General features: G+C 58.0%; 27 protein-coding genes and 1 pseudogene. 13 read left to right on the top strand and 15 right to left on the bottom strand.

Annotated elements, in window-relative coordinates; genetic code table 11:
• Positions 1-12 precede the first annotated feature (12 nt).
• Positions 13-753, top strand: a complete 741-nt coding sequence (locus ACZ1GS_RS11385; protein ID WP_472695304.1) for an ABC transporter ATP-binding protein — start codon at positions 13-15, stop codon at positions 751-753.
• Positions 750-3,257: an ABC transporter permease gene (locus ACZ1GS_RS11390; protein WP_472695305.1), complete on the top strand. Its 2,508-nt coding sequence runs from the start codon at positions 750-752 to the stop codon at positions 3,255-3,257. Before ACZ1GS_RS11385 ends, ACZ1GS_RS11390 begins: the two co-directional genes overlap by 4 nt.
• Here the strand turns inward: ACZ1GS_RS11390 and ACZ1GS_RS11395 are convergent.
• Positions 3,254-4,236, bottom strand: a pseudogene (locus ACZ1GS_RS11395) (bile acid:sodium symporter family protein). The gene ACZ1GS_RS11390 and the pseudogene ACZ1GS_RS11395 sit on opposite strands and share 4 nt — an antisense overlap.
• Positions 4,237-4,350: 114 nt before the next feature.
• On the opposite strand from ACZ1GS_RS11395, the gene typA reads away from it, so the two are divergent.
• The 6 genes from typA (at position 4,351) to ACZ1GS_RS11425 (ending at position 9,622) form a co-directional block, all read left to right on the top strand.
• Positions 4,351-6,168 carry a translational GTPase TypA gene (gene typA / locus ACZ1GS_RS11400; RefSeq protein WP_472695306.1) on the top strand — a complete coding sequence of 606 codons (1,818 nt, stop codon included), beginning with the start codon at positions 4,351-4,353 and terminating at the stop codon, positions 6,166-6,168.
• 64 nt (positions 6,169-6,232) lie between these two features.
• Positions 6,233-7,195, top strand: a complete 963-nt coding sequence (locus tag ACZ1GS_RS11405; RefSeq protein WP_472695307.1) for an MBL fold metallo-hydrolase — start codon at positions 6,233-6,235, stop codon at positions 7,193-7,195.
• Positions 7,196-7,291: 96 nt separating this feature from the next.
• Positions 7,292-7,618: a DUF3297 family protein gene (locus ACZ1GS_RS11410; protein WP_472695308.1), complete on the top strand. Its 327-nt coding sequence runs from the start codon at positions 7,292-7,294 to the stop codon at positions 7,616-7,618.
• A gap of 15 nt (positions 7,619-7,633) precedes the next feature.
• Positions 7,634-7,936, top strand: a complete 303-nt coding sequence (locus ACZ1GS_RS11415) for a hypothetical protein (protein ID WP_472695309.1) — start codon at positions 7,634-7,636, stop codon at positions 7,934-7,936.
• Positions 7,937-8,021: 85 nt separating this feature from the next.
• Complete coding sequence (locus tag ACZ1GS_RS11420) at positions 8,022-8,846, top strand: SDR family NAD(P)-dependent oxidoreductase (protein ID WP_472695310.1); 825 nt, start codon at positions 8,022-8,024, stop codon at positions 8,844-8,846.
• The gene (locus tag ACZ1GS_RS11425) at positions 8,846-9,622 is read left to right on the top strand and encodes an enoyl-CoA hydratase (protein WP_472695311.1); all 777 of its coding nucleotides are present in this window, start codon (positions 8,846-8,848) and stop codon (positions 9,620-9,622) included. The genes ACZ1GS_RS11420 and ACZ1GS_RS11425 overlap by 1 nt, the downstream gene beginning before the upstream one ends.
• 9 nt (positions 9,623-9,631) lie before the next feature.
• Here the strand turns inward: ACZ1GS_RS11425 and ACZ1GS_RS11430 are convergent, their stop codons facing one another.
• The 4 genes from ACZ1GS_RS11430 to ACZ1GS_RS11445 all read right to left on the bottom strand — a co-directional run bounded on the left by ACZ1GS_RS11430 (position 9,632) and on the right by ACZ1GS_RS11445 (position 12,807).
• Complete coding sequence (locus ACZ1GS_RS11430; protein ID WP_472695312.1) at positions 9,632-10,180, bottom strand: hypothetical protein; 549 nt, start codon at positions 10,178-10,180, stop codon at positions 9,632-9,634.
• A gap of 161 nt (positions 10,181-10,341) precedes the next feature.
• Positions 10,342-11,244: an alpha/beta hydrolase gene (locus ACZ1GS_RS11435; RefSeq protein ID WP_472695313.1), complete on the bottom strand. Its 903-nt coding sequence runs from the start codon at positions 11,242-11,244 to the stop codon at positions 10,342-10,344.
• A gap of 8 nt (positions 11,245-11,252) precedes the next feature.
• Positions 11,253-11,657 (bottom strand): GFA family protein, encoded by a 405-nt coding sequence (locus tag ACZ1GS_RS11440; RefSeq protein ID WP_472695314.1) that lies wholly within the window; start codon positions 11,655-11,657, stop codon positions 11,253-11,255.
• Between the two features lie 16 nt (positions 11,658-11,673).
• Positions 11,674-12,807: a beta-ketoacyl-ACP synthase III gene (locus ACZ1GS_RS11445; protein WP_472695315.1), complete on the bottom strand. Its 1,134-nt coding sequence runs from the start codon at positions 12,805-12,807 to the stop codon at positions 11,674-11,676.
• 133 nt (positions 12,808-12,940) lie between these two features.
• Between ACZ1GS_RS11445 and ung the strand changes: the two genes are divergently transcribed.
• On the top strand, positions 12,941-13,645 hold the full coding sequence (gene ung, locus ACZ1GS_RS11450; RefSeq protein ID WP_472695316.1) for a uracil-DNA glycosylase: 705 nt from the start codon (positions 12,941-12,943) through the stop codon (positions 13,643-13,645).
• Here the strand turns inward: ung and ACZ1GS_RS11455 are convergent.
• The 4 genes from ACZ1GS_RS11455 to ACZ1GS_RS11470 form a co-directional block, all read right to left on the bottom strand.
• A complete protein-coding gene (locus ACZ1GS_RS11455) occupies positions 13,642-14,052 on the bottom strand; it encodes a hypothetical protein (RefSeq protein ID WP_472695317.1) in 411 nt (136 codons plus the stop codon). The two genes, ung and ACZ1GS_RS11455, sit on opposite strands and share 4 nt — an antisense overlap.
• 14 nt (positions 14,053-14,066) lie before the next feature.
• Positions 14,067-15,023: an alpha/beta fold hydrolase gene (locus tag ACZ1GS_RS11460; protein WP_472695318.1), complete on the bottom strand. Its 957-nt coding sequence runs from the start codon at positions 15,021-15,023 to the stop codon at positions 14,067-14,069.
• A 119-nt stretch (positions 15,024-15,142) separates the two neighbouring features.
• Positions 15,143-15,349 (bottom strand): cold-shock protein, encoded by a 207-nt coding sequence (locus ACZ1GS_RS11465; protein ID WP_472695319.1) that lies wholly within the window; start codon positions 15,347-15,349, stop codon positions 15,143-15,145.
• A gap of 219 nt (positions 15,350-15,568) precedes the next feature.
• Positions 15,569-16,036: a DUF3429 domain-containing protein gene (locus ACZ1GS_RS11470; protein ID WP_472695320.1), complete on the bottom strand. Its 468-nt coding sequence runs from the start codon at positions 16,034-16,036 to the stop codon at positions 15,569-15,571.
• A gap of 102 nt (positions 16,037-16,138) precedes the next feature.
• On the opposite strand from ACZ1GS_RS11470, the gene ACZ1GS_RS11475 reads away from it, so the two are divergent.
• A complete protein-coding gene (locus ACZ1GS_RS11475; protein WP_472695321.1) occupies positions 16,139-16,804 on the top strand; it encodes a hypothetical protein in 666 nt (221 codons plus the stop codon).
• A gap of 48 nt (positions 16,805-16,852) precedes the next feature.
• Positions 16,853-17,257: a DoxX family protein gene (locus ACZ1GS_RS11480; RefSeq protein WP_472695322.1), complete on the top strand. Its 405-nt coding sequence runs from the start codon at positions 16,853-16,855 to the stop codon at positions 17,255-17,257.
• A 221-nt stretch (positions 17,258-17,478) separates the two neighbouring features.
• On the opposite strand, the gene ACZ1GS_RS11485 is transcribed toward ACZ1GS_RS11480, so the two are convergent.
• A complete protein-coding gene (locus ACZ1GS_RS11485) occupies positions 17,479-18,435 on the bottom strand; it encodes a cyclase family protein (RefSeq protein ID WP_472695323.1) in 957 nt (318 codons plus the stop codon).
• Between the two features lie 151 nt (positions 18,436-18,586).
• Here ACZ1GS_RS11485 and ACZ1GS_RS11490 point away from each other — a divergent pair, with 151 nt between their 5' ends.
• Positions 18,587-19,813 carry a GGDEF domain-containing protein gene (locus ACZ1GS_RS11490; protein ID WP_472695324.1) on the top strand — a complete coding sequence of 409 codons (1,227 nt, stop codon included), beginning with the start codon at positions 18,587-18,589 and terminating at the stop codon, positions 19,811-19,813.
• Between the two features lie 93 nt (positions 19,814-19,906).
• Positions 19,907-20,458 (top strand): lipocalin family protein, encoded by a 552-nt coding sequence (locus ACZ1GS_RS11495; protein ID WP_472695325.1) that lies wholly within the window; start codon positions 19,907-19,909, stop codon positions 20,456-20,458.
• A gap of 191 nt (positions 20,459-20,649) precedes the next feature.
• Here the strand turns inward: ACZ1GS_RS11495 and ACZ1GS_RS11500 are convergent, their stop codons facing one another.
• The 5 genes from ACZ1GS_RS11500 to ACZ1GS_RS11520 are packed head-to-tail and all read right to left on the bottom strand — an operon-like array spanning position 20,650 to position 23,286.
• Positions 20,650-21,168, bottom strand: a complete 519-nt coding sequence (locus tag ACZ1GS_RS11500) for a GNAT family N-acetyltransferase (RefSeq protein ID WP_472695326.1) — start codon at positions 21,166-21,168, stop codon at positions 20,650-20,652.
• The gene (locus ACZ1GS_RS11505; protein ID WP_472695327.1) at positions 21,165-21,899 is read right to left on the bottom strand and encodes a CpcT/CpeT family chromophore lyase; all 735 of its coding nucleotides are present in this window, start codon (positions 21,897-21,899) and stop codon (positions 21,165-21,167) included. Before ACZ1GS_RS11505 ends, ACZ1GS_RS11500 begins: the two co-directional genes overlap by 4 nt.
• A 33-nt stretch (positions 21,900-21,932) precedes the next feature.
• The gene (locus tag ACZ1GS_RS11510; protein ID WP_472695328.1) at positions 21,933-22,460 is read right to left on the bottom strand and encodes a hypothetical protein; all 528 of its coding nucleotides are present in this window, start codon (positions 22,458-22,460) and stop codon (positions 21,933-21,935) included.
• A gap of 13 nt (positions 22,461-22,473) precedes the next feature.
• The gene (locus ACZ1GS_RS11515; protein ID WP_472695329.1) at positions 22,474-22,776 is read right to left on the bottom strand and encodes a hypothetical protein; all 303 of its coding nucleotides are present in this window, start codon (positions 22,774-22,776) and stop codon (positions 22,474-22,476) included.
• A gap of 39 nt (positions 22,777-22,815) precedes the next feature.
• The gene (locus ACZ1GS_RS11520) at positions 22,816-23,286 is read right to left on the bottom strand and encodes a hypothetical protein (protein WP_472695330.1); all 471 of its coding nucleotides are present in this window, start codon (positions 23,284-23,286) and stop codon (positions 22,816-22,818) included.
• Positions 23,287-23,395 lie beyond the last annotated feature (109 nt).

Raw genomic sequence — 23,395 nt, forward strand, 5'->3', positions numbered from 1 at the left:
AATCTCCCTATCATGCTTCAAAACAACACCGATAATTCGGACGCCGCAACACCCAACGATGCGACCGTTACCCCCCATATTGCCATTGATGCCCATAATGTCACCCTGTCTTTGGGCGAAGGCGATGCCCGCGTTGACATATTGGGCGGGATAAACCTGTCGATCGAAGCCGGATCGACCGTTGCCCTGCTGGGGCCATCCGGATCAGGGAAGTCGTCGCTGATGGCAATATTGTCCGGTCTTGAGCGGGCAAGCGGCGGCACCGTTTCCATCGCCGGTGCCGATTTTGGGGCGATGAATGAAGACCAGCTGGCCATTGCGCGGCGTGGTCGGGTGGGTATCGTCTTGCAGGCGTTCCATTTGCTGCCAACCATGACAGCGCTCGAAAATGTGGCCGTGCCGCTGGAGCTTGATGGGCAGGACGATCCCTTTGGCGTGGCTGCCGAAGAACTGAAAAATGTCGGACTGGGCGATCGACTGGGTCACTATCCGACACAGCTGTCTGGCGGCGAACAACAGCGGGTTGCCATTGCCCGGGCCATGGCGTCCCGGCCATCGATTATTTTCGCGGACGAACCCACCGGAAACCTCGATGGGGCGACCGGAGAGAAAATTATCGAATTGCTGTTCGACCGGCAAAAAGCGAATGACGCGACCTTGTTGATCATCACCCACGACCCCGAACTCGCCAAACGCTGTGACCGGGTCATTGCGCTGCGCGACGGAATGATCGAAACGGACAGCGCAGCATGAGCGAAAACTTGTCCAAGGCGTGGACCATTGCCCGCAGGGATTTGCGCGGCCGTTTTGTTGGCCTGCGCTTGCTGATCGTCTGTCTGTTTCTTGGCGTGGCGACACTGGCGGCAATTGGCAGTCTGACGGTTTCGATCACCGACGAACTGGCCAATCGTGGACAGGCGATCCTCGGCGGTGACATCGAGATTTCCATTGCGCAAAGGGAAGCCACGTCCGGCGAGCTCGACGCATTGAAAGCCGAGGGCGAATTGTCGGAAACCATCCGCATGCAGGCCATGGCCCGCCTCCCGGATCGCAGCGACACGCAATTGGTGGAGCTGAAGGGCGTCGACAACGTTTATCCCCTCTACGGCACGTTTACCTTGCAAAATGGTCAGGTTGCGCCCGCGCTGGACGCGTCCGAAATCTATGTCACGCCAGCCCTGATGCAGAGACTGACCCTGAAAGTTGGCGAAACGGTGTCGTTCGGCGAAACCGACTTTACGATTACCGGTGTGATTGAGGAGGAGCCCGACCGGTTGAGCGAAGGGCTCTCGCTGGGCCCGGTGGCGATCACGTCGATTGAAGGCTTGCGGGCGACCAATTTGATTCAGCCCGGCAGCCTGTTCGAAAGCAAATATCGCATCAAATTGCCCGCCGAAACCGATCCCAACAAACTGTCCGACCGTTTCGAAGAAGAGTTTAAAAACGCGGCCTGGGAAATTGACACGCGGGAAAATGGTGCACCGGGAACCCGGCGCTTCATTGAACGCATGGGTCAGTTTCTCACGCTTGTGGGCCTTGCGTCCCTGGTGATCGCCGGTATTGGTGTCGGCAATGGTGTCGCGTCCTATCTGCGCGGCAAACAAAATGCCATCGCGACCCTGAAAATCCTCGGTGCCGACAGCGGCATGATCTTCCGTATCTACATGTTCCAAATCTTTGCCATTGCCACGGTGGCGATCATCGCTGGACTGGTTGTCGGAGCCCTCGTGCCACTGGCGATTATCCAGGTCGCCGGCGATGTCCTGCCTATTCGCCCTGAATTTGCCATTTACCCACTGCCCCTCGCGGTGAGCGCCGCTTATGGATTTTTGATTGCGGTGATTTTCGCGCTGCCGCCACTGGCCCGCGCGAAACTTATCCCGGCAGCCGGTCTGTTTCGCGGCGACGGCAAGTCCTGGCGGGTCATCGACAAGTCCACCTGGATCTATGTAGGGCTCGCCATCGCGGGAATTATAGCGCTGGCGGTTGGCAGCACCAATGAGCCGACCTTCACGCTGGCGTTCATCGCATCCGCTTTGGGCATCTTGTTGCTGCTGACCCTGTTGGGATCCCTCATCCGGTGGATCGCGAGCAAGGCACCCCGCCCCAAACAACCCTTGTTCCGCCTCGCTCTGACAAATTTGCATCGCCCGGGCGCGCAAACCGGCCAACTGGTTGTCGCTCTCGGACTCGGCTTGACCCTGTTTGCAACACTCGCCGCCATTCAGACCAGCCTGACCAACGAAATCCGCTCGACCGTGCCGCAGGAAGCGCCGAGCTTCTTCGTGCTGGATATCCCGGTTGAGCAGGCGGACGACTTTAAAAGCCAGGTCAAGGCCGAGGCCGGCGAAGCGGAAATCAATATTGTGCCGACTTTGCGCGGCATTATCACCGAATATGGCGGCCAGATTGTCTCCGAGCTGGATGAAATTCCAGAGGGCGCCTGGGTGCTTCGCGGCGATCGCGGCCTGACCTACAGCGCGACCGTGCCGGAAGGCAGTGAAGTGGTTGCCGGCCAGTGGTGGGACAATGACTATACCGGTCCACCGTTGGTATCGATGGATGAAGAAGTCGCCAATGTCCTCGGTCTCGAAGTTGGCGACAGCCTGACGATCAGCCTGCTCGGGGTTGAAATCAAATCCACAATTGCATCGCTCCGTGCCGTCAACTGGCGGAATTTCGGATTCAATTATGTCCTCGTTTTTCCGCCCAATGTCCTGGCCAATACGCCGCATAATGTCGCGGCGACAATTCAGGTGGAAGAAGCGCAGGAGGCCGGATTGCTGGGCATTCTGCCCAATGCTTTTCCGTCAATCTCGATGGTTCGGGTGAAGGAGATCACCTCCCAGATCAGTACCATTCTCGATCAGATGGCAACCGCCATCGCATCAGCCGCATCGATTGCCATTTTCTCGGGCATCGCGGTGCTCATCGGCGCCATTGCCGCGTCCCGACAGTCGCGTATCTATGACAGTGTCATCCTAAAGCTGCTCGGCGCAACGCGGCGCCAGATCCTGTCTGCCCAGGCGATTGAATATGCCGTCCTGGCGATCCTGCTGTCAGCAGTGGCTTTGGCTCTTGGCCTGTTCGCAGGTTGGTTTGTAATCACCCAGATTTTTGAATTTGGCTGGCAACCCGATTGGGCGGTTGTCCTGATCACTCTGGGCATCGGCGCGGTGGTGACGCTTGGCATCGGGCTGATTGGTTCGATCCCGGTGCTCTCTGCCAAACCGGCACGCGCTCTGCGCGAGCTCTAGTCTTCGGCCAAGCGAACCGCGAGCGGTGCAGACAGGGTGAGGCTGCTCAAATGGTAGAAGAGCAACGGCACGAGCAGCATCCCGGCGGCATCGGCAGGAAATAAGATCGCTGCCAGCGGGGCACCGACGGCGATGCTTTTTTTGCGCCGCCGAACAGTAGCGCCTTGCGGTCGTTCCGCACGAACCCGGCCCAACCGCCAAGCAACCATGCGCCACCGAAGGAAAAGGCAAGAAAACCAAGGATTGCCAAACCGACGAGCAGGAAGTCGGCGAGCGGTACTTGCTGCCAGATACCTCCGACCACGGCGCCCGAAAAGGCGACATAGACGGCCAGACTGATGGCCAGACGATCAGCCCAGCCGGCGATGTTTTTATATTTGAGGATCCAGGGCCGGGCCCATTTCTGAATCGCCTGACCAAGGGCAAAGGGCAGCAGCAGCATGGTCACAATCTTGATGAAGGACGCGCCGGTAATGACGATCCCCACGCTGCTCGCCAATAAGGCAAACAGCACCGGGGTGAGGACGATGGACGACAGGTTGACCGCCGCGGCGGCGACCACGGACGCACCGACATTGCCCTTGGCGATCGCTGTATAGCTCGCAGCGGATTGTACCGTTGATGGCAGGCATCCGAGATAGAGGAACCCAACAGCAATCATCGGCGTGATATGTCCGTCCAGCAGAATGGATAAAGCCAGTCCGGCCGCAGTCATGGCGCCAAAGACAAATCCGAAAATCGCCGATTGCAGCCGCCAGTTGCGAAACCCGTCGACCACTTCCTTGCGTTCGAGACGGATGCCATGGAGCAGAAAAATCCAGAAGATCGCCGCCGATACCGAGAATGACGCGTAAGGTACGGCGTCTCCGCGAACCGGCAATAGAGTGGCCAGCGAAACGGCTGCCCCAAGCAGCCAGATGAACTTGTCAGACAGGATCAAGCGAACGGTTTGCATATCTTGCGCCCGAATGGATGGCATGGAAGCGTATTGCAAGCCTTCTTGTGTTGCAGTGCAGCACCAAACCCGCTAAGGGCGCTCGCAATACAAGGTCAGGCGCCAAAGCCCCCTTTCCTCTTCTACGGCAGAAATATTATGTCCCAACGCAATATCGCTATTATCGCGCACGTCGATCACGGCAAAACCACTTTGGTGGATCAGCTTTTCCGGCAGTCCGGAACCTTCCGTGACAATGAACGGGTCGAAGAACGCGCGATGGACAGCAATGATCTTGAAAAAGAGCGCGGCATCACCATTCTGGCCAAATGCACCAGCGTCGAATGGAAAGGTACGCGGATCAATATTGTCGACACGCCGGGCCACGCCGATTTCGGTGGTGAAGTCGAGCGGATTCTGTCGATGGTCGATGGGGTGATCCTGCTGGTCGACAGCGCGGAAGGCGCCATGCCGCAAACCAAATTTGTCACCGGCAAGGCGCTCGCTCTCGGGCTGAAGCCGATTGTTGTCGTGAACAAGATTGACCGTCCCGACGGCCGCGCCGAAGAGGTGCTGGACGAAGTGTTTGACCTGTTCGTCAATCTCGACGCCAATGACGAGCAGCTGGATTTTCCGTCGCTCTTTGCCAGCGGCCGCAACGGCTATGCCGGTGACACACCGGACGTCCGCGACGGCGACCTCGCGCCCTTGTTCGACAAAATTGTCGAGCATGTCCCCGAGCCTGATGTTGATCCAGATGCCAAGTTCAAATTCCTGGTCACCCTGCTCGATCGCGACAATTTCGTTGGCCGCATTCTGACCGGCAAGGTCCAGAGCGGCAAAATTGATCTCAACATGCCGATCCATGCGATTGATATGGACGGCAATGTCGTCGAAACCGGTCGCGCAACCAAGATCATGGCGTTTAACGGCCTTGAACGCGTGCCGGTTGACAGCGCCAAGGCGGGCGACATCATATCGTTGGCCGGCCTGACCGATGCCACGGTTTCCAATACCATCTGCGACCCGTCGGTGACCGAACCGATTGCCGCACAGCCGATTGATCCGCCCACCCTGTCGATGCGCTTTGCCGTCAATGACAGCCCGGTGGCTGGCCGCGAAGGCGACAAGGTCACCAGCCGCGTGATCCGGGACCGCCTGGCACGCGAAGCGGAATCCAATGTCGCGATCAAAGTCACCGAGAGCGAAGACAAGGACAGCTTCGAAGTCGCGGGCCGCGGCGAATTGCAGCTCGGCGTGTTGATCGAAACCATGCGCCGCGAAGGGTTTGAGCTGGGCATCTCCCGCCCACGCGTGCTCTACCGGGAAGAAAATGGCAAACGGCAGGAGCCCTATGAAACCGTCGTCATCGATGTCGATGATGAATATGCCAGCACCGTCGTATCGAAGATGCAGCGCCGCAAAGCCGAACTGACCGAACAGCGTCCTTCCGGCGGCGGCAAGACACGTCTGACATTCTCGGCTCCGTCGCGCGGATTGATTGGCTATCATGGCGAATTTTTGTCTGACACCCGGGGTACCGGCCTGATGAACCGCCTGTTTGAGAAATATGGCGAATATAAAGGCGTGATCGAAGGCCGTCCGGTTGGTGTGCTGGTCTCGAACGGCACCGGTTCGACCGCCGCTTATGCGCTGAACATGCTCGAAGAACGCGGCATTTTGTTTATTGGCGCGCAAACGCCGGTTTATGAGGGCATGATCATTGGTGAAAACGCCAAACCCGGCGATCTCGATGTCAATCCGATGAAGTCGAAGGCGCTGACCAACTTCCGGGTTTCGGGCAAGGAAGATTCCATCCGGCTGACCACACCGAAAGTCATGACCCTGGAGCAAGCCATTGCCTATATCGACAATGACGAGCTGGTCGAGGTCACACCGCAGAATATTCGTTTGCGTAAACGCTATCTCGACCCCAATGACCGCAAAAAAGCCGCGCGCCGGGCAGAGGCCGCTTAAACGCAGCGCTGCCTTGCCAAACAGATCAAGTTCGATCACTCTGCATCGGATGATGAACAGGCAATTGGGTTTTTGGCAAAGCTTCGCAGCACTGGCTCTTGCGCTGGCCGCAACCGGCTGCGTCAAGGTCGACGACCAGGACGCCGCGGCTACCGGTGATGGCGCATCGTGCCGCGATCATGGTCTCGCGCTGCAAACCCTTGGAACAGGCGGCCCGATTGCCGACGACCATCGGGCTGGCTCGGGCAATATTATCTGGGTTAACGGTCAGGCCCGGCTGTTGATCGACGCCGGAAGCGGACTGTTCGTTCGCTATGGCGAAGCGCAGATCGACTTTGCAGATCACCAGGCGATTTTGCTCACCCATTTGCACGGCGATCATGTTAGCGGACTGCCCGCCTTGCTGAACAGTGGCGCGTTTGCAAAGCGCGAGAAAGACCTGACCATTGCCGGCCCAGCTGGCGGCGGATCCTTTCCGTCCACCGCAGAATTTCTCGATGCTTTGATCAGCAAGGACAACGGCGCGTTGCGCTATTTGAGCCCCTATTTGTCAGACGATGACGCCCTGCCCCGCTTGCGCACGAACAATATCGACACCGGGAAAACCGGGTTGCAAACTGTGTTTGATAAACAAGGGTTGCGGGTGGACGCCATCGCGGTCGCCCATCTGGATGTACCGGCCGTGGCTTATGTCATTCGCAACAAGGGTAAAGTGATTATTTTTGCGGGCGACCAAAGTTTCCTGAGCGAAGATTTCATCCAAACACTCGCCGGTTCCAAACCGGATCTGCTGATCATGCACAACGCCATCACCATGGCCGACGGCCAGCCCCGCGGATTGCATCGTGATCCCCAGTCAATCGGCGAAACCGCCGCCGCGCTGGAGGCCAGCACCCTGCTCCTGACCCACCATATGCAACGGGCGCTCAAAGCGGACAAGGACGTCAGAACCGCTATTGCAACCCAATATGATGGCGCCGTGGCCTTTGCCGATGATCTGGACTGCTTTCCGATCGCGACGGAATGATCTTCCTCCCCGGTTACCGCAAAAGACTGTTGCGATACCGGTGGAAAGCGATAAGCACTGAACACAGATAGACATCCCATTTGGAGCACCGACAGAATGACTGAAACGCCGGCAACAGAAAATGACCAGAAGACCCCGAACACCAATTCCGGCCCTGATCTCCCACCGGACCGTCTGGCGATCAATCCGCGGAGCAAATATTATGGCGGCGATTTGCTGAGCCGCGGGATCGGCATCGCCTTTCGCGGCGAGCGCAAGCATAATATCGAGGAATATTGTGTCTCCGCAGGCTGGGTGAAGGTGCAGGCAGGCAAAACCATGGACCGCAAGGGCAATCCCTTGCTGATCCAGCTCAACGGAGAGGTCGAGGCGTGGTTTGAAGATCTTGGCGATGATGCGCCGCGGATCAAAAAAGACGCCTAGAGCCAGACCATCATCATGACAGCGCGTCATATACAGTTTTTTATCGCGCTGGTCTTTTTCACCCTCGGCGGTTGGGCGTTGTTCTTTCCGCAGCACGTCATTGATACGGTGTTTCTGCCGCCCTTTCGCGAGGGCGGCAGGATCCTGCCGTTCATGATGGTCTGCTTTGGTGCCCAAGCCTTGTTGTCCGGGCTTTTCGCGGCCTTTGCGCGTTTCACGGCAACCACATTTCTGGTTTATGCCATTGCATTGCTGCCCTTTTTGGGTTCAACTATTATTTCACTTTCCATGACCCCGTGTTCACCACGATCGGACTGATTGATGCGATCGGCAATTTGATCATGCTGATCCTCTGTTACTGGGGCTGGAAACTGCAAAAAGCAGAAGAGCTAGGGAGCGGATAATGGATTTTACGGGACAAACAGTATGGATAACCGGTGCCTCATCGGGCATTGGTGAAGCCCTGGCACGGGCTTTCAGCACGGCCGGAGCGGATATCATCCTGTCCGGTCGTCGGACCGAAGCGCTGCAATCCGTCTCCGATAGCCTGACGACTGAAAGCATGATCCTGCCCTTTGAGTCGACCGACTATGACATCCTGCCTGAAACCATCACAAAGGCGGTCGCCTGGAAGGGGCGGGTCGACATTCTCGTCAATAATGCCGGGATCAGCCAGCGCAGTCTCGCCATCGACACCGACCCCAATGTTCATCATCAGATCGTCAATGTCGATTTGCTCGCACCAATCTGGCTGACCCAGTTGCTGCTGCCGCATATGGTCAAAGCCGGCGGCGGCCATATCGTAGCGATCAGCTCTGTCGCAGGCCGGATTGGGGCTCCGCTGCGCACCGCCTATTGCGCGGCCAAACATGGCTTGATCGGCTATATGGATGCGCTCCGTGCAGAAACCGAGACGCGCCACAATATTCGGGTAACCAATATCCTGCCCGGTTCGATCCGTACCAATGTCTCGCGCAACGCGCTGACCAAGGATGGATCAAAACGGGAAAAGTCGGATGATGTGATCGACAACGGTATGGAACCGGACTTGTGCGCCCAGCAAATCCTGGATGCCGTTACGCGCTATGTCCCGGAGCTGATTGTCGCCGAAGGCGCGGAGTTGACGCTGGCCCAATTGCGCCAGAGCGATCCTGAAAAACTATTTGCCATGACCGCTGGTCTGGGCGCCCAGATTGCCGAGAAATATGAGGCTGGAGACGACGATTAATGGCTTTGGTTCTACTCGACAAATCCGATCATGTTGCGACCATCACGCTCAACCGTCCGGAAGCGATGAACGCGCTGTCCCATGACCTGCGTTCGGAATTTTTTGATGCCTGTCAGGATGTTTCGGGTGATCCGGACGTGCGTGCGGTTATCGTGACCGGCGCCGGAGAGCGGGCGTTCACCGCAGGTCTCGATCTCAAGGAACTCGGACAAAACGGGCTGGGTGCCGCAACCGACCAGAATCCGGCCCGCAACCCTTGTCGCGCGCTCGAACAACTGTCGGTTCCAACCATTGGCGCGATTAACGGCGTCGCCATTACCGGCGGATTTGAACTCGCGCTGGCCTGCGACCTGCGGATCGGTTCGACCAACGCTCGCTTTGCCGACACGCATGCCCGGGTGGGTATTATCCCGGGCTGGGGTCTGTCGCAAAAACTATCCCGTTTCGTCGGACTCTCGCGGGCCTGCGAGCTGAGCTTTACCGGTCAGTTTCTTGACGCCGAAACCGCCTGTTCCTGGGGCCTGATCAATCGTGTTTACGCTCCTGACGCGCTCATGCATGAAGCACGGGCGCTGGCGGAGGACATGGCCACGATCGATCCTGCCTTCTTGAAAACCTATAAGAAACTGATCATCGATGGCTATGACCGGAATTTCAAAGAGGCCATGGCGCTCGAAAAACAAGTGACCGACAGCTATAATGACACGGTGTCAGCCGAGGAAGTCGAACAGCGGCGCCTGGCGGTGGTCGAACGGGGCCGAGCGCTCAAAAACTAGCAAGGTGATCTAACGGAAGAAGCAATTGGTTCCCGCATATAGGGCCGTCACCTTCCCATCCTTGCTGGCTTTGGACAGCAATCCCCCGATAAAATTGTCGTCACCGCGTTCGGAAAAAAATTCCACGCCGATCGTGCTGTCTTCTTGCATTGCAATCGGCATGGCCGCTTCCAGGGCAGCACGGCTCGAACCGATGCCGATCGATTCCGTCGTTTTCAGCTGGCCTTCCTGTTCGTCCAGAAACCAACCGACAAACCGGTCCTCCTGAAAATTCGCGGTATAGGCTCCAAATGTCGAAAACTGCATGGGGCCAGCGCCGCATTCGGCATTGGCCCCGCGTGTTGGTTCTCGACCCTGTTCCTGGGTCAACACCGCCTCGACCTGGGCACGGTCGGCGCCAAACGGAATAAACCTGGTTTTGCCCTCGACCGATTCAATGATCTGCAATCCGCCGGCATCGAGCGCGAGCAACGAAAAGGGCTTTTCTGGTTCGGACGGTGGCGGCGTCACGGCGGCATCAGGTTCAGCGGCTTCGGCGGGTTCAATGGCGACGGCCACGGACTCTCGTGCAGGCGGGTTTGGATCTACCGGTGCCGCAGGTTGATCGCTACAAGCGACCAACCCAACAGCCGGTATCAACGCGGCGATGCAGGATAGTCGGACAATCATGCCCGGCTTTCCTTCCTTTGCTTTGGCTGGTCGAGGGTTACGGGCCACGCTCATCCGACTTTGGCATTGATAAAATCCGCAATTTCCTGCCGCGCCTTTTTCGCTTCGGGGATCGGGAACAACATCCAGACATGCTGCATGCCTTGATATTCGTGATAGGAAAGGGATTCTCCAGCGGCTTCCATCTTGCTGTTCAGTTTCTTCGCATCGGGCCACAACAAATCGAATGTACCGGTGAAGATCGCGGTCGGTGGCAGGCCGTCAACCGTTCCGAACAGCGGACTCACGGGCGGCCCATCTGTTGCGCCGCTGTCGCCGGCCCACCATTGCCCTGCGGCCCGCAAACCGTCGATACCCAAAATGCCGTCTTTGGCCGCCAGCGCGGGTTGCTCGGGGTCGGTCATGCTGACATCCAGCCATGGCGACAGCAGAACCATCTTGTGCGGCATCGGCTTGCCCTGGTCCCGCAGCATCTGGGCCAGGCCGAGCACAAATCCCGCCCCCGCGCTATCGCCCATCAGGATCACGTCATCGACGCCGATTTCGGCCAGCAGCTCGTCATAGACCTGCATCATCCATTGATAGCTTTCCTGCCAATCATATTCCGGAGCCAGGGGATAGCAGGGCGCGACGACGGTCGCATCGGTGCGCAACACGGTCTCCTGCAGCATAGACCAATAGGTCGACTGCATATCCAGGACATAAGCGCCACCATGAATGAACAAGATGCGCCGCCGGCTGCCCGCCTTGGGAGACAGGGTAAAAATCGGATGGCCGCGCAGGTCCCGCCGGCTAACTTCCAGCTTTCGCCGGACCATCATGCCGGGTGCGGCGATGGGCTTCTTGCGGGCTTTGACCAGACTCGCTTTCAGCTTCGTTCCATCGGAAAACAGCGCTTTGATGCCGGTTAGCGGCAGCGCTTTTGCTAGCAATTTTGCTCTGATACTGGTCATGAAACGGCCTACCCCGGATTGCCTTCCATTTGCGGGACATTCTGGTCAATCTCGACCCAGTTTTGCGCGCTCTTTGTCCAGAAATGCACTTGCGGATTCAGATGACTGGTATCATCGAGCGTGCCCGCCTTGACAAAAGTCATGCCTGGCTGCGTTGGCAAAGTGGAAAAAAGTGGCGAACCACATGTGCTGCAAAAATGGCGCTCAACGACGTTTCCGGTGTCACTGCTATCGTCATAGGTCGTTGCTTTGCCGGTGATGGTGAGTTGATCATTCGAGACCGCAAACAGCACCGAATAGGCGCTGCCCGACTGCCGCTGACAGTTTTTGCAGTGGCAGACACCGGACATTTGCGGCTCTCCGCTGACTTCGTAGCTGACTGCGCCGCATAGACAATGACCGGTTAGTGACATCGTTAGTCTCCCCTTGTTAAGATGCTTTCTTGACGAACACTGTGCCGGCAGAATAGCCCGCACCGAATGAACAAATCAGGCCCAGATCGCCGGCTTCCAGATCTTCGCTATGTTTATGAAAGGCGATGATTGAGCCGGCCGACGAGGTGTTTGCGTAGGTATCCAGAACAGTTGGGCTTTCATCGTCATTCGCCTCATGACCAAGGACCCGTTGGGCAATCAGCCGGTTCATGCCGGCATTGGCCTGATGCAACCAGAGCCGTCGCAAGTCCGTTCCGGCAATGCCGAGCCGTTCCGCCTGCTCGACGATCATCTGCGCCACCATCGGCACAACCTCCTTGAACACCTTTCGCCCTTCCTGGACGAACAGCTTGTCATCCTCGTCCCGGGTCTCCGGACTCGTCCGGTTGAGAAAGCCGAAATTGTTGCGAATATTGTTAGAAAATTGGGTTTTCAGCTTGGTTCCAACAATTTCCCAGTGCGCTGCTGGCGCAACATCCTTGGCTTCGACCAGAATCGCGGTTGCGACATCGCCGAAAATGAAATGACTGTCGCGATCACGCCAGTTCAGATGTCCGGAGCAAATTTCCGGGTTGATCACCAGCACCGAGCGCGCGCTGCCCGACCGAATATAATCGGCCGCTGTCTGAATCCCGAAGGTTGCGGACGAACAGGCCACATTCATGTCAAAACCGAAGCCTTCACCCATGCCCAGTGCATCCTGAATTTCCACTGCAATTGCCGGATAGGCGCGTTGCAGGTTGGAACAGGCGCAGAGCACGGCATCGACATCTTCGGGTTTGCGCCCGGCCCGTTCCAGAGCCTGTTCTGCTGCCCGAACGCCAATTTCGGCAAGAACGGATATCTCGTCATTCGGCCGCTCCGGCAGGCGCGGGCACATGGTTTCCGGATCCAGGATCGGGGCCTTGGACAGCACAAATCGCGATTTGATGCCGGAGGCCTTTTCGATAAATTCCACCGAACTGTGCTGCAATTCTTCGACGTCACCACGCGCAATGGCTTCTGCATTTTCACGGTTGTGCAAATCGACATAGGCGTTGAAGCTTGCCACCAGCTCCGCGTTGCTGATGCTGTCATCTGGCGTAAAAAGACCGGTTGCGGAGATTACGGGAACGGGTGTTTCGGTCATCGGGAGACATTCTCTTGTTGGTTCACACGCGCCTCCGGGGCGCCTCAACCAATATCGTAAAGTCGGTTTGGCATCGTGGCAAGCGAAGTCACAGGGCAATTGCCAATCACCGCAGGCCTGTTATCTTTTGCACATGACCACAGTTGACCGAATCCAATTGCATGAGAGCTGGAAAAACCCGCTCTCGTCAGAATTTAAAAGCGACTATATGCAGCAATTGCGGGCGTTTCTGATCAACGAAAAAGCGCTCGGCAAGACTATTTTTCCAAAAGGCAGCGAGTATTTCCGGGCGCTCGATCTCACCCCGCTCGACCGGGTCCGGGTCGTTATTCTCGGCCAGGATCCGTATCACGGACCGGGCCAGGCCCATGGCCTTTGTTTCAGCGTAAAGCCCGGTGTCAGACCGCCGCCATCGCTGGTCAATATCTACAAGGAACTCGAAACGGATCTGAATATTCCCCGGCCCCGTCACGGCTTTCTGGAATCATGGGCCAATCAAGGGGTATTGCTGCTCAACAGCGTCTTGACTGTCCAGCAGGCCGCCGCGGCGTCCCATCGCAAGAAGGGGTGGGAACGGTTTACCGATGCGGTCGTCAGATTGATCGCGGACAAGCAGGACCCCGTCGTTTTCCTGCTGTGGGGCAGCTATGCACAGAAAAAGGCGGCCTTTGTCGAGGATGTCTCGCAAGGCGGCAGACATCTTATATTGAGCGCGCCGCACCCCTCGCCACTATCGGCCTATAACGGATTTTTCGGATGTCGCCATTTCAGCAAGACCAACGCCTTTCTCGAGCAGAATGGTCAAGGGCCGATCGACTGGTCGCTGCCATCCCTTTAACCCAAATGCGGCGATAGACGGTCTTCTACCGCTGTGATCAGGGCGATCACGTCGGGCAATTGGTCCAAATCGGCGTCGCTCAAGACAATTTGCACATCGTCATCCTGCAACAGGATCACCGGCAAAGCCAGATCGGTCAATTGCGGATAATGTTCGGCAGGATAGTCTCGCGCGAAATCCTGGCGATGATAAAATCGCTTCTCCAGCGGCAATTGGTTCAAAAACCTACGCCAGGCGCCGCGCATCGACACCGGCCCGTAACTGATCTGACACAGGCTGCACGGATAGGTTTCCGGCCGTACAATCTTGTGAATCGCATCCTTGATCGCTGATACCCAGCCGGCATCTGCATTATAGACCATGATCAGTGTCGGCCGCGGCGATATCTGGATTTTGCTTTCGGTCATGAAAGCCTATTCGCTTAGGCGGCGGGTGTGGTTACAGATTCAAGCCAGGTGCGCATGTCGCGCGCGACCGGTTCCGGCGTTTCTTCCATCGGCAGATGGCCGGCGTCAGGATAGACGATTAATTGGCTGTTCGGGATCGCATCGGCAAAGGCCTGGCCATGGGAAAGCGGAATCACCCGGTCCTGTTCGCCCCAAAGCAACAGGACAGGCATGGTCAGACTGCCAATATCCTCCCACTTTTCCGGTTGCCGCGAGGTTTGCCCGCGCGCCACGGCCGCTTCCCGATTGCCCGGAAAGCGCAGCATCTCCCAATAGCGCGTGACCAGTTCGTCGGTCAGTCGCTCAGGCTGCGCGAAATTTTCTTCGAGCGATGACCGAACCAGAAATTTCGGAGTGATCTCCGGCAGAAGCAGTTTTCCGATCGAAGACTGGGCCAGCCGCGCGCCGAGATAGGGTTTGACTTTCTCTCCCGTTTGCGCACCGGAAGAGTCAATAAGGATCAGACCGGAAACGCGATCCGGCACCGATAGTCCAGCCCGCCAGGACACCCATCCCCCCATACTATTGCCAACCCAATAGGCTTGATCCACACCAAGCGTGTCGAGAACCTTCACAGCAGTGGCGATATTGTCGTCGGCACTATATTGGTCTTGCGGATGCGGGCCGGTCAGTCCGTGCCCATAGAGATCCAGAGAAATCAGCCGATAGCCATCACCCAATGCAGCGACAACCGGTTCCCAGGTCTGGAGCAAGCTATTCGAGCCATGGATTAACAGCAGCGCCGGACCATCCTTGTTGCCTTCGTCTCGATAGTGGATTTTGCCCCCGATGCCATCATCCACAAATTGCGAGGCTTCGCTGGAATATTTGGCGATCATTGCGTCGCGATCCGTATCCGGGGTGCGGAAAAGAAAAAAGGCGCCCACCAAAAGCACGGCCAACAGGACCAGCGAGCGAATAGCAATCTTCATTTTTCTTCCCCTTTTTGCACTCAACAACGCGCTTTGTAGACCAGCGAACAGCCGATCTCAAAAATAAAAAAAGGCGGAAGAACCGAAGTTCTCCCGCCTTTTCTCAAAATGCTATTGATTTAGGCCTGCTGCAAATTCACCGCAGCCTTTTTACCGTTATTGCCGGTTTCAATATCATAGGTCAGGCGTTGCTCTTTTTCGAGCGACTGCATGCCAGCAGCCTGAACGGCTGTGATATGGACAAAGCTGTCATCGCCGCCATCTTCAGGAGCGATAAAGCCATAGCCTTTTTCGGTGTTAAAAAATTTTACGGTGCCTGTAGGCATATTCTAATTCCTATTCATAACTTAATGATACCTGATCTCGCAAAATCGCGGGAACAGGCGGGTGGGCCAACGTCGTGGAAAAAGAAAAATGAGCAGGCGGGCTTTCAAAGGCGCCGCGTAACCAGAATTTCGTCATACGCGATTATTAGCTGAACCGCCCATAGCAGGCAAAGTTGCACTTAGCAAACGCAGTCGCTTGAGATTCGGCAGCCCGAGCGATTATGGCGTCAAAGTCAGGGCGATAATGCCGAGCAAAAACGTGAGAGCGCCGAGCGCGATGGACAAGAGCAAACGCAACTGGAGCATCCATTTCGGCATGAAACCCTGGCGGTACAATTGCTGATCCACAACCACGGATCCGCCAATAGACAGGCCCAGCAGCAGCATCGACGGCCCTGGCCAGCTCCATCCCAGAATCCACGGCACATAGGTCGTCAAAGCAATCAGACTGGGCGCGACGGCAGCGCCGAAGATCCACGCCGGCGCCGCAGGCCGGGAAACTCCCAAACCCCACCAGAAGCCACCCAAGAAACTGAAAATCAGCGCGGCATAACCATAGCCGATCGCCAGCGCGCTCCATTGCCAGGTCGCTGGCCCAAATATGGTGCAGAGGGTCAGCAGCACAGGCGGCAGCAAGCCGGACAGGCCATAGAGTTTTGGCGCTTTGGGGATGTTTTCCAGCATCATTCGGAAATAGCCGAACGCGCTTCGGAGCACCACCCTGCCCGATGAGACGTACCGCCGTTCGCCGCTCTTCCTTCAACACCCATTATGGTGTAGCCCCCAGGCATGAAAATGACTGTCCTTGGCCTTGTGGCCGCTTCCGCCCTGCTTGTGTCCTGTGATCCCGTTGGCGAGGTCGACCGGCCCGACACCAATCCTCAGGACGTGTTTTTCGAGCGCCTGTCTCTGATATGCGGCAAGGCTTATCCCGGCGCTCTGGTGTCCGCGGATCCCCAGGACGCCGACATGGCGGGCCAGCCGATGGTGATGTATGTCGCACACTGTGATCAGAATGAAATTCAGATTCCGTTCCATGTCGGTCAGGATGGCGAAACATGGAACCGGTCGCGCACCTGGATCATCACCCGCAAGGCTGACGGCCTGCGCCTGAAACACAAGCACCGGCACGAAGATGGCAGCCTCGACAAGGTCACCAACTATGGCGGCGATACGGCGGATCAGGGCACTGAGGAGAGACAGGAATTTCCGGTCGACGCGGAATCCATTGCCTTGTTTGAAACCGAAGGCCTCGATGTTTCCGTGACCAATGTCTGGGCGGTCGAAATCAACCCGCCGGGTCAGACGGACGCCCATTTCAGCTATGAATTGCGGCGCCTTGAAACCTCGGACAACCGCCGGTTCAAGGTTCGCTTTGATCTGTCCACACCGGTTCCCGCTCCCCCGCCCGCCTGGGGCGATGAACCCAATCAGACGGATCGGGATCGCAACTGACCATCGTGCGGTCTTGACCCGGTTGCCCAATCGGCACAGGTTACTGCGATGATCCGCAGCGCGTTTCGCCTCTTGCTGGCCGCCATCTACCTGATCGCCGGCTATGCCCACATAGCCAGTCCCGATGGCTTCTTGGCGATTACCCCGCAGTGGGTGCCGATGCCGGAGCAGGTCATATTCTGGACCGGCATAGCCGAGATTGCGGGTGCCATCGGTCTGCTGATACCGCCGGCGATCATCCCAAAAGTGCGACAGGCCGCCGGTATCGGCCTGGCTCTCTATGCGCTGCTCGTGTTTCCCGCCAATATCAATCATGCCATCAATAACATCGCAATTGGCGAGACAACCGCATCCTGGCTCTATCACGGACCACGGCTGTTGTTTCAGCCGGTCTTCATCTGGTGGGCCCTGATTGCCGGGAATGTAATCAACTGGCCATTCCGTCAAAAATAGCGCCGCTTTCGACTTGAGCGGCCTTTCATGCTATTGTCGCGCCTCCCGCATCGACAAGGAGAAGGACTGTGGAACGCGACGGAGAGAATATCACGGTATCGGAAAAAGAGGCCAGCAACAAAACCCGGCCACAAGGCGTCCGGTGGGTTTTGGCCGTGTCCTTACTGCTCGCTTTGTTGGCGATGTCGATAGTTTGGATCGTTCCGGCGCTTTCTTGAGTTTTAGCGGATAGCCACAGGGTTGATCACCATCTGGACCGCCCCCTTGAAGCGCGGCTGACCCAGCACGAATAGGAATTCGGTCGCCCCGTCCCTGGCCAGTTCGGCGGTGTTGATGGTCTCCAAGATATGCACCCCTTTTTTCGCCAACAGGGTCTGATGCACCACAAACGGCCTGGTCGGATCTTCAAAGGGAATCGCTTCCAACGCCGCCGTGTCTGCCCCGATCATGACCACGCCCAGCGATGCCAGATATTGTGCGCCTTCCACGCCGAGGCCCGGTTGGGTCGCGATAAATCCCGCAGGATCGCTCTCGGCTTTGGACATCCAACCGGTGTGGAACAGCACGACATCCCCCTTTCCAATCGTGACTCCGGCTGCTTTGGCAGCGGCATCAATCTCTGCGCGGTTAAAGGCGGTCCCCCCGTCGACCACGTCCTTTTTGAACTGTTTCGTCATGTCGAGCAATATGCCGCGGGTTGCGGTTGGCAGGATGGTTTCGGTGCCATATTGGGTCACGCCGCCCGGTTGGTAGAGTTCGCTGCCTTTGACGCCGTTATAATAGCGATGATTGATGCCAAGATGGGCAAAACCATCAATTTGGGATCCGATACCAACCCAGGTGTGGATGATGTCATCATGCGCCGTGACCTGGTTCGCGCCGAGCGCGCCGCCATCGCCATCATTGGTCTGGACGATCGCCGCGCTGTAGCTGCGGGGCGGATAAGCGGGTGTCTTGGGCCCGGTCACGACACCGAGAGCATAGGTCTTGCCCAATTTGACCAGTTTGGCCGCGTCGCGGGTTCCCTGTTCGGACAGATTATTCATCGCTCCGATCCGATCATCGGCACCATAAGGCGACGGATACCAATTCTCTTCAGCCTGTTGCGCCGCGACGGGTCCGGCGACCATGGTCAGGGTTGCTGCCGCTGCTGCTAAAAATTTCGCGCTTGTCCGCATTTCCTCTCTCCTCTTTTCTTGCTCTTGTGACAGCATGGCAAACTTGTCGCAAGACAAGGGCAACGAAAACCCGGATTTCCCATAGTTATCGGACCCTTAACCAATTGTCGCTACAGGCTATTCAACGTCTGTTACGAAAGTGTGCGGCCCTATGGACCTGTCGGTCAAACATCACGATTACAGCCACGCGACACCGATTACGGTGGAGACGATTTCTGCGCGGCACGTCGAGCGCGAATTGCTCAGTCGTGCGATCGACAAGCGGATCTCGGGACAGCTTTCCTTGCTGTTTCCGCTCGCCATTCTGGTTTATGCGGCCTCGGGCACACCGCACAGCATCATTCTCTACAGCTTGATCGGGGTCCAGCTTCTGGTCCAATTGGGTATCGCGATAAGCTCCATCGCGGTCAAACGGACAATGCAAGAACAACATCCATCGCGCACGATATTGGCGATCTGGACATTCACCGAAGCGTTGGCCGGTGTGATATGGGCGCTGATGCTATTGCCGATCACGCACAGCATGGGGATTAACAGCAGCCAGGGTGTCAATATGGCGGCTTTGACCGCCTGTGTGACATTGATCGTCACGCTGACCGCATCCTGTCTCATGGCCGCGACCGTATCGCGGCTTGTCTATGGGCTGCTGATCGGATTTGCCGCCACCGCGATACCGATCATGATCAGCTTTCAGGATATTTTCAGCACCTATGCAACCAGTGCGATCCTGCTGTTCCTGTCCGGTATCTTGTTTCCCATCTATGCGCTGAAACGGCAGGCCCTGGGGGCGCTGAAGGCGGAAATGGAAGTCGCGATGCTGACCCTACGGCTTAGCCGCGCACTGGATGATGCTGCTTATTTGTCGCGGCATGATGCGTTGACCGGGTTGCTCAACCGGCGGGACTTTGATGCCGTGGCAGAATCTGTCCGGCAGCACACTCAGCCGACCGAAAGCGCTGCCGACGACGACCGGAAAACCGCGATCATCCTGCTCGATCTTGACGAGTTCAAGCGGATCAATGACGATCATGGGCATGCCACCGGGGATGAAGTGCTCAAGGCCACCGCCGCCATCCTGCAAGCGCACGTATCTGCAAAAGGTGCCAATGGCGGTGCTATTGCCCGTTGGGGTGGCGAAGAATTTGTCATCGCGCTGGGCGGCTGTGATGGATCGCAGGCAGAACAGATTGCCGAGAAAATCCGCGCGGCCTTGAACCAACATCGCAGCGCGGACTGGCCCGAAACCCTGCGTATTTCGGCTTCATTCGGCATTACCGAATGGCAGGCCGATCAACCGTTGCACGAGGCCATCGGTCAAGCCGACCAGGCGCTCTATGCCGCGAAAAATGCGGGCCGGGACTGTATTCAGCTGGGCTAAAGAAGACGGTAGGCAGCCTGACCGATAAGACATGTTCATCAACCACTCATCACCGTCTAGACAGGAGATGATTTGTGTTGATGGAGATCGCCGATGATATGTCTGCCCCGATTGCGCCGCTTCCCGATCCTGCTCGCCCCGCTCGCGCTCGGCCTGCTCTCGGCCTGTGCCGGAAGCCCGGGACCGGTGGGCAATGCTGCGGTTCCGGAACCGGCCAAAGCGGTCGATCTGCAAGCCTATCTGGGCACTTGGTATGAAATGGCGCGCTATGAAGCGCCGTTTCAAAAGGGCTGCGACGGCGTCACGGCCGAGTACAGCCTGCGCGACGATGGCAAGATCAAGGTGGTCAACAGCTGCACCAAGGACGGCGAGACCAACCGCGCGACCGGTAAGGCCAAAATTGTCCAAGGCAGCCGCAATGCCAAGCTGAAAGTCTCGTTTTTCGGTCCATTTTATGGCGACTATTGGGTTCTCGATCGCGCCGAAGATTATAGCTGGGCGATTGTCGGCGAACCCAGCGGTCGCTATTTGTGGATGCTGACCCGGGACGCGCAGCCCGCCCCTGCCCTGCGCAGCCGCATCGAAGCACGGGTCAAGGATCTGGGCTATGACTGGTCGCTGGTCCGGCCGACGGCCCAGCCCTGAACGGTATCGACAATATCTATCGCCATCCTAAACACCCTCTCACCGTCATCCTGAACTTGTTTCAGGATCCATGGAAGCAGCGCCAAGCCGCCTGAGATCCTGAAACAAGTTCAGGATGACGAGGGGTGGTTTGGACCGCCGCATCTCGACTGACCCATATGGACCATCCTGCCGCGTTCGTGCCTGCCCCCCTAGGCCCCATGAAATAAGGGATGAAAGTCCACCACCGTTTCTGGTTCTGCCACGCCGAGCGGCAAGATCTGAAAAACTTCGGCCGGTTCCCCTTCCGGACAGAGATCCGGATAGAGCCGAAATCCGAACCGGCTATAATAAGCCGGATTGCCAATCAGCACGCAGCCCGCCGCGTCTCGGGCCCGCAACCAGTCGATGGCCACACGGATAAGCTGCCCGCCGATGCCCGTACTCTGATGCGCGGGCAGCACCGCCACCGGACCCAGCGCATACCAGCCGGCCGATCCATCAGCCGCAAAGGCAGGCGACAGGGTGATCTGACCAACCACCGCCGCCGCGCCGGTGGCCGGACGGTGCTCCGCAACCAGCGACAGCGCCAGCGCACCAGCGTCGCGCAATTGATCGATCAAATCCTGTTCATCGCCGCCGGCATAGGGCATCGGCGCAAAAGCCTGTCGGGTCAGCGCGTGGATCGCCTTGCGGTCGGCGGCGGTTTCGGGGCGGATAGTGACGGTCATGGGTCGGTCACCCGGTCCATCACCGTGAACGCCCCTTGCGGCGTGCCCCAGATCCGGGTGCCGTCGAGGGCCAGTCCGCGCTCCGCTTCCTGCAGCCCGCACGCGGTCAGCCGCACGTCGGACCCGATCCGGATGCGTTGCTGCCGGCGTTTGGAAAAGATCGTGCAAAGCTGCGGATCGACCGTGCCATCCCAGCGCGGTGCCGGCGCTCCGGGGCGATCATGAAAATGCCAGATCTGTTCGCACCCCGGCGCCATGGTCGGTGTCAGCGCCTCCCGGCGCAGTGTCCGCAACAGGGTGGGATCACGCGGCGCGGCGGCATAGCCATCCGGCGCCTTCAGGCTCCACGTCACTTGCACCACGCTGCCATCGGGTTGCGTGATCAGCTGGAGGACGCGCTGGCGATAGGCTTTGTCTTGTTTGGCGAGATCATCCGTGCCCTGATTGCGCTGGAAATAGACCCAGGTCCCTTCGCCGAGCGCTGGAATCACCTGCCGGAAATCGGCCACCCGATTGCCGGAACCGTCAGGCTGCGAAGCAAAGCGCCCCTGCATCGCCGCCGCAAGACGGGCCGCCGGGTCCGCGCCATTGGCTTCAAATCCGGATTCGGCATCAGAAGCTGTGGATGCGGGTGCGGGCTCCGCGGCCACCGGTGCGACTGCGAGCAGAGCCGCCATCACCACCGCTGCGCGAACGCTTTCCCGCGTCGCCAGTCTCTGCCGTCCTGTCATATGCTCTCCTGCCGGCCCTGGCGCCCGCCCGCACTAGCGCAGGTTGATCGTCTCGTTGCCGTCGGCGCTGGCGCGCGCGTACATCGACACCGGAAAGGACACATAGCCGGTTGGGCAGCGCGCGTTGAAGGCCGCGCCCCAGTCGCCGTTGATGCGCCGGTCGAAACTGTCCCACTTCACGCAGACCGAGCGATTGGTTACGCCGGAACTGCCGCGAAACCGGCGACCGGACATCACGTCATGGTTGACCGCCATGCTGGTTGATTGCCGGCGGCCGCTGTCATCTTTGTACATGATCACCAGATTGGCCTCGCGGTGGAGCCCGGTTTTCGGCCGGTGGCACTGGCCCGGTTTCACTTCCCACCAGCCGGCCGAAACGATCGCACAGCTGGTGCGCTGAAAGGCACAGCTCATCGGGCCTTCTTTCCAGAAAGACGCGATATAATAAGTAGTTTGCTTTTTATTACAGATAATTACTTCGCCAGCCTGCGCCGCCGACGCAAAGCCCAAAGACATCATACAGGCCGACAAGCCGGCTCCAACCCGAAACAGCACACGCATGACTTACCCCCTTCTAGCTCTTCTCCCGTGCCCCTGCGGACGGAAGACTAGTGCGGGCATTAAACCATAATCGCCGCGCTCCGGCAAGAGCGGCCATGGCAAAAATCCCGCTGACAGCCGCCAATATCCCATAGCCCAGCGGCGCATTATCGCTGATCACCACGCCCGTCACCGGATCAAAATAGCGCCCCTGTGCATTATAGGGGAGCTGCCAGGCGTCCCAGGCGAGCGTGGCGGCGAACAGGGTTATGGTGATGGCGATGAGGCCGGTCAGGGTGAGGAGCAGTACGAAGATTTTGGTTTGTTTTGAAGTCATAGGGTGCCAAATGGGTTCATAACCGATCGTGGCCAATCCTTAAGCGGCACGCTGTGCCAGCCGCCCGGTGGTCATGTCCTCCAGCGTGATCGTCGTCAGCACCTGCCCCTCCGGCCCGAGAAACTCGGCCAGTCGACCATCGACGGTCGTCAGATGAAACAACACCAGCGCCCCCTCCGGCCCACCATGTTCCATATGCACATCCCCGGGATCCTTCGCGGCATAATCGCCCGCAGCGCGAATACGCGTCTCGCCAGCGACGCCGCCCTCATAGTCGACAACATGCAACACCCCCGCCAGCACCGTGGACGTGGTCGCGCAGACATGGCGGTGGAAATGGCAATAGCTGTCCGGCTCCCAGCGGTAGAGCAGATCAATCTGCCCACCCGGCCCCTCCGCATCGGGTCGCACGAACAGGACCGCGCCCTGATAGGCGATCGGATAGGCAAAGCGCTTGTCCGCGTCGGTGAAGGGGATCCAGTTTAGGGCGGGGTTGGATAGGAGGTTCATGGAGTGGAGGGTAATGACATTTGATGGCAAAGGCCAGTGGCTTGCTTGGGTGGGGAAAAAGATCTCGGCCGTGACTGGAGTTTGGTGAGGGTTACGGATCTGGGTTGAG

The organism is Parasphingorhabdus sp. W113 (assembly GCF_055693205.1).

Bases quoted from the DNA above. Each gene is read 5' to 3' on its own strand.
- ACZ1GS_RS11385 (WP_472695304.1), top strand. From the start codon at position 13: ATGCTTCAAAACAACACCGATAATTCGGACGCCGCAACACCCAACGAT.
- ACZ1GS_RS11390 (WP_472695305.1), top strand. From the start codon at position 750: ATGAGCGAAAACTTGTCCAAGGCGTGGACCATTGCCCGCAGGGATTTG.
- typA (WP_472695306.1), top strand. From the start codon at position 4,351: ATGTCCCAACGCAATATCGCTATTATCGCGCACGTCGATCACGGCAAA.
- ACZ1GS_RS11410 (WP_472695308.1), top strand. From the start codon at position 7,292: ATGACTGAAACGCCGGCAACAGAAAATGACCAGAAGACCCCGAACACC.
- ACZ1GS_RS11415 (WP_472695309.1), top strand. From the start codon at position 7,634: ATGACAGCGCGTCATATACAGTTTTTTATCGCGCTGGTCTTTTTCACC.
- ACZ1GS_RS11420 (WP_472695310.1), top strand. From the start codon at position 8,022: ATGGATTTTACGGGACAAACAGTATGGATAACCGGTGCCTCATCGGGC.
- ACZ1GS_RS11425 (WP_472695311.1), top strand. From the start codon at position 8,846: ATGGCTTTGGTTCTACTCGACAAATCCGATCATGTTGCGACCATCACG.
- ACZ1GS_RS11435 (WP_472695313.1), bottom strand. From the start codon at position 11,244: ATGACCAGTATCAGAGCAAAATTGCTAGCAAAAGCGCTGCCGCTAACC.
- ACZ1GS_RS11440 (WP_472695314.1), bottom strand. From the start codon at position 11,657: ATGTCACTAACCGGTCATTGTCTATGCGGCGCAGTCAGCTACGAAGTC.
- ACZ1GS_RS11445 (WP_472695315.1), bottom strand. From the start codon at position 12,807: ATGACCGAAACACCCGTTCCCGTAATCTCCGCAACCGGTCTTTTTACG.
- ung (WP_472695316.1), top strand. From the start codon at position 12,941: ATGACCACAGTTGACCGAATCCAATTGCATGAGAGCTGGAAAAACCCG.
- ACZ1GS_RS11455 (WP_472695317.1), bottom strand. From the start codon at position 14,052: ATGACCGAAAGCAAAATCCAGATATCGCCGCGGCCGACACTGATCATG.
- ACZ1GS_RS11460 (WP_472695318.1), bottom strand. From the start codon at position 15,023: ATGAAGATTGCTATTCGCTCGCTGGTCCTGTTGGCCGTGCTTTTGGTG.
- ACZ1GS_RS11465 (WP_472695319.1), bottom strand. From the start codon at position 15,349: ATGCCTACAGGCACCGTAAAATTTTTTAACACCGAAAAAGGCTATGGC.
- ACZ1GS_RS11470 (WP_472695320.1), bottom strand. From the start codon at position 16,036: ATGATGCTGGAAAACATCCCCAAAGCGCCAAAACTCTATGGCCTGTCC.
- ACZ1GS_RS11475 (WP_472695321.1), top strand. From the start codon at position 16,139: ATGAAAATGACTGTCCTTGGCCTTGTGGCCGCTTCCGCCCTGCTTGTG.
- ACZ1GS_RS11480 (WP_472695322.1), top strand. From the start codon at position 16,853: ATGATCCGCAGCGCGTTTCGCCTCTTGCTGGCCGCCATCTACCTGATC.
- ACZ1GS_RS11485 (WP_472695323.1), bottom strand. From the start codon at position 18,435: ATGCGGACAAGCGCGAAATTTTTAGCAGCAGCGGCAGCAACCCTGACC.
- ACZ1GS_RS11490 (WP_472695324.1), top strand. From the start codon at position 18,587: ATGGACCTGTCGGTCAAACATCACGATTACAGCCACGCGACACCGATT.
- ACZ1GS_RS11495 (WP_472695325.1), top strand. From the start codon at position 19,907: ATGATATGTCTGCCCCGATTGCGCCGCTTCCCGATCCTGCTCGCCCCG.
- ACZ1GS_RS11500 (WP_472695326.1), bottom strand. From the start codon at position 21,168: ATGACCGTCACTATCCGCCCCGAAACCGCCGCCGACCGCAAGGCGATC.
- ACZ1GS_RS11505 (WP_472695327.1), bottom strand. From the start codon at position 21,899: ATGACAGGACGGCAGAGACTGGCGACGCGGGAAAGCGTTCGCGCAGCG.
- ACZ1GS_RS11510 (WP_472695328.1), bottom strand. From the start codon at position 22,460: ATGCGTGTGCTGTTTCGGGTTGGAGCCGGCTTGTCGGCCTGTATGATG.
- ACZ1GS_RS11515 (WP_472695329.1), bottom strand. From the start codon at position 22,776: ATGACTTCAAAACAAACCAAAATCTTCGTACTGCTCCTCACCCTGACC.
- ACZ1GS_RS11520 (WP_472695330.1), bottom strand. From the start codon at position 23,286: ATGAACCTCCTATCCAACCCCGCCCTAAACTGGATCCCCTTCACCGAC.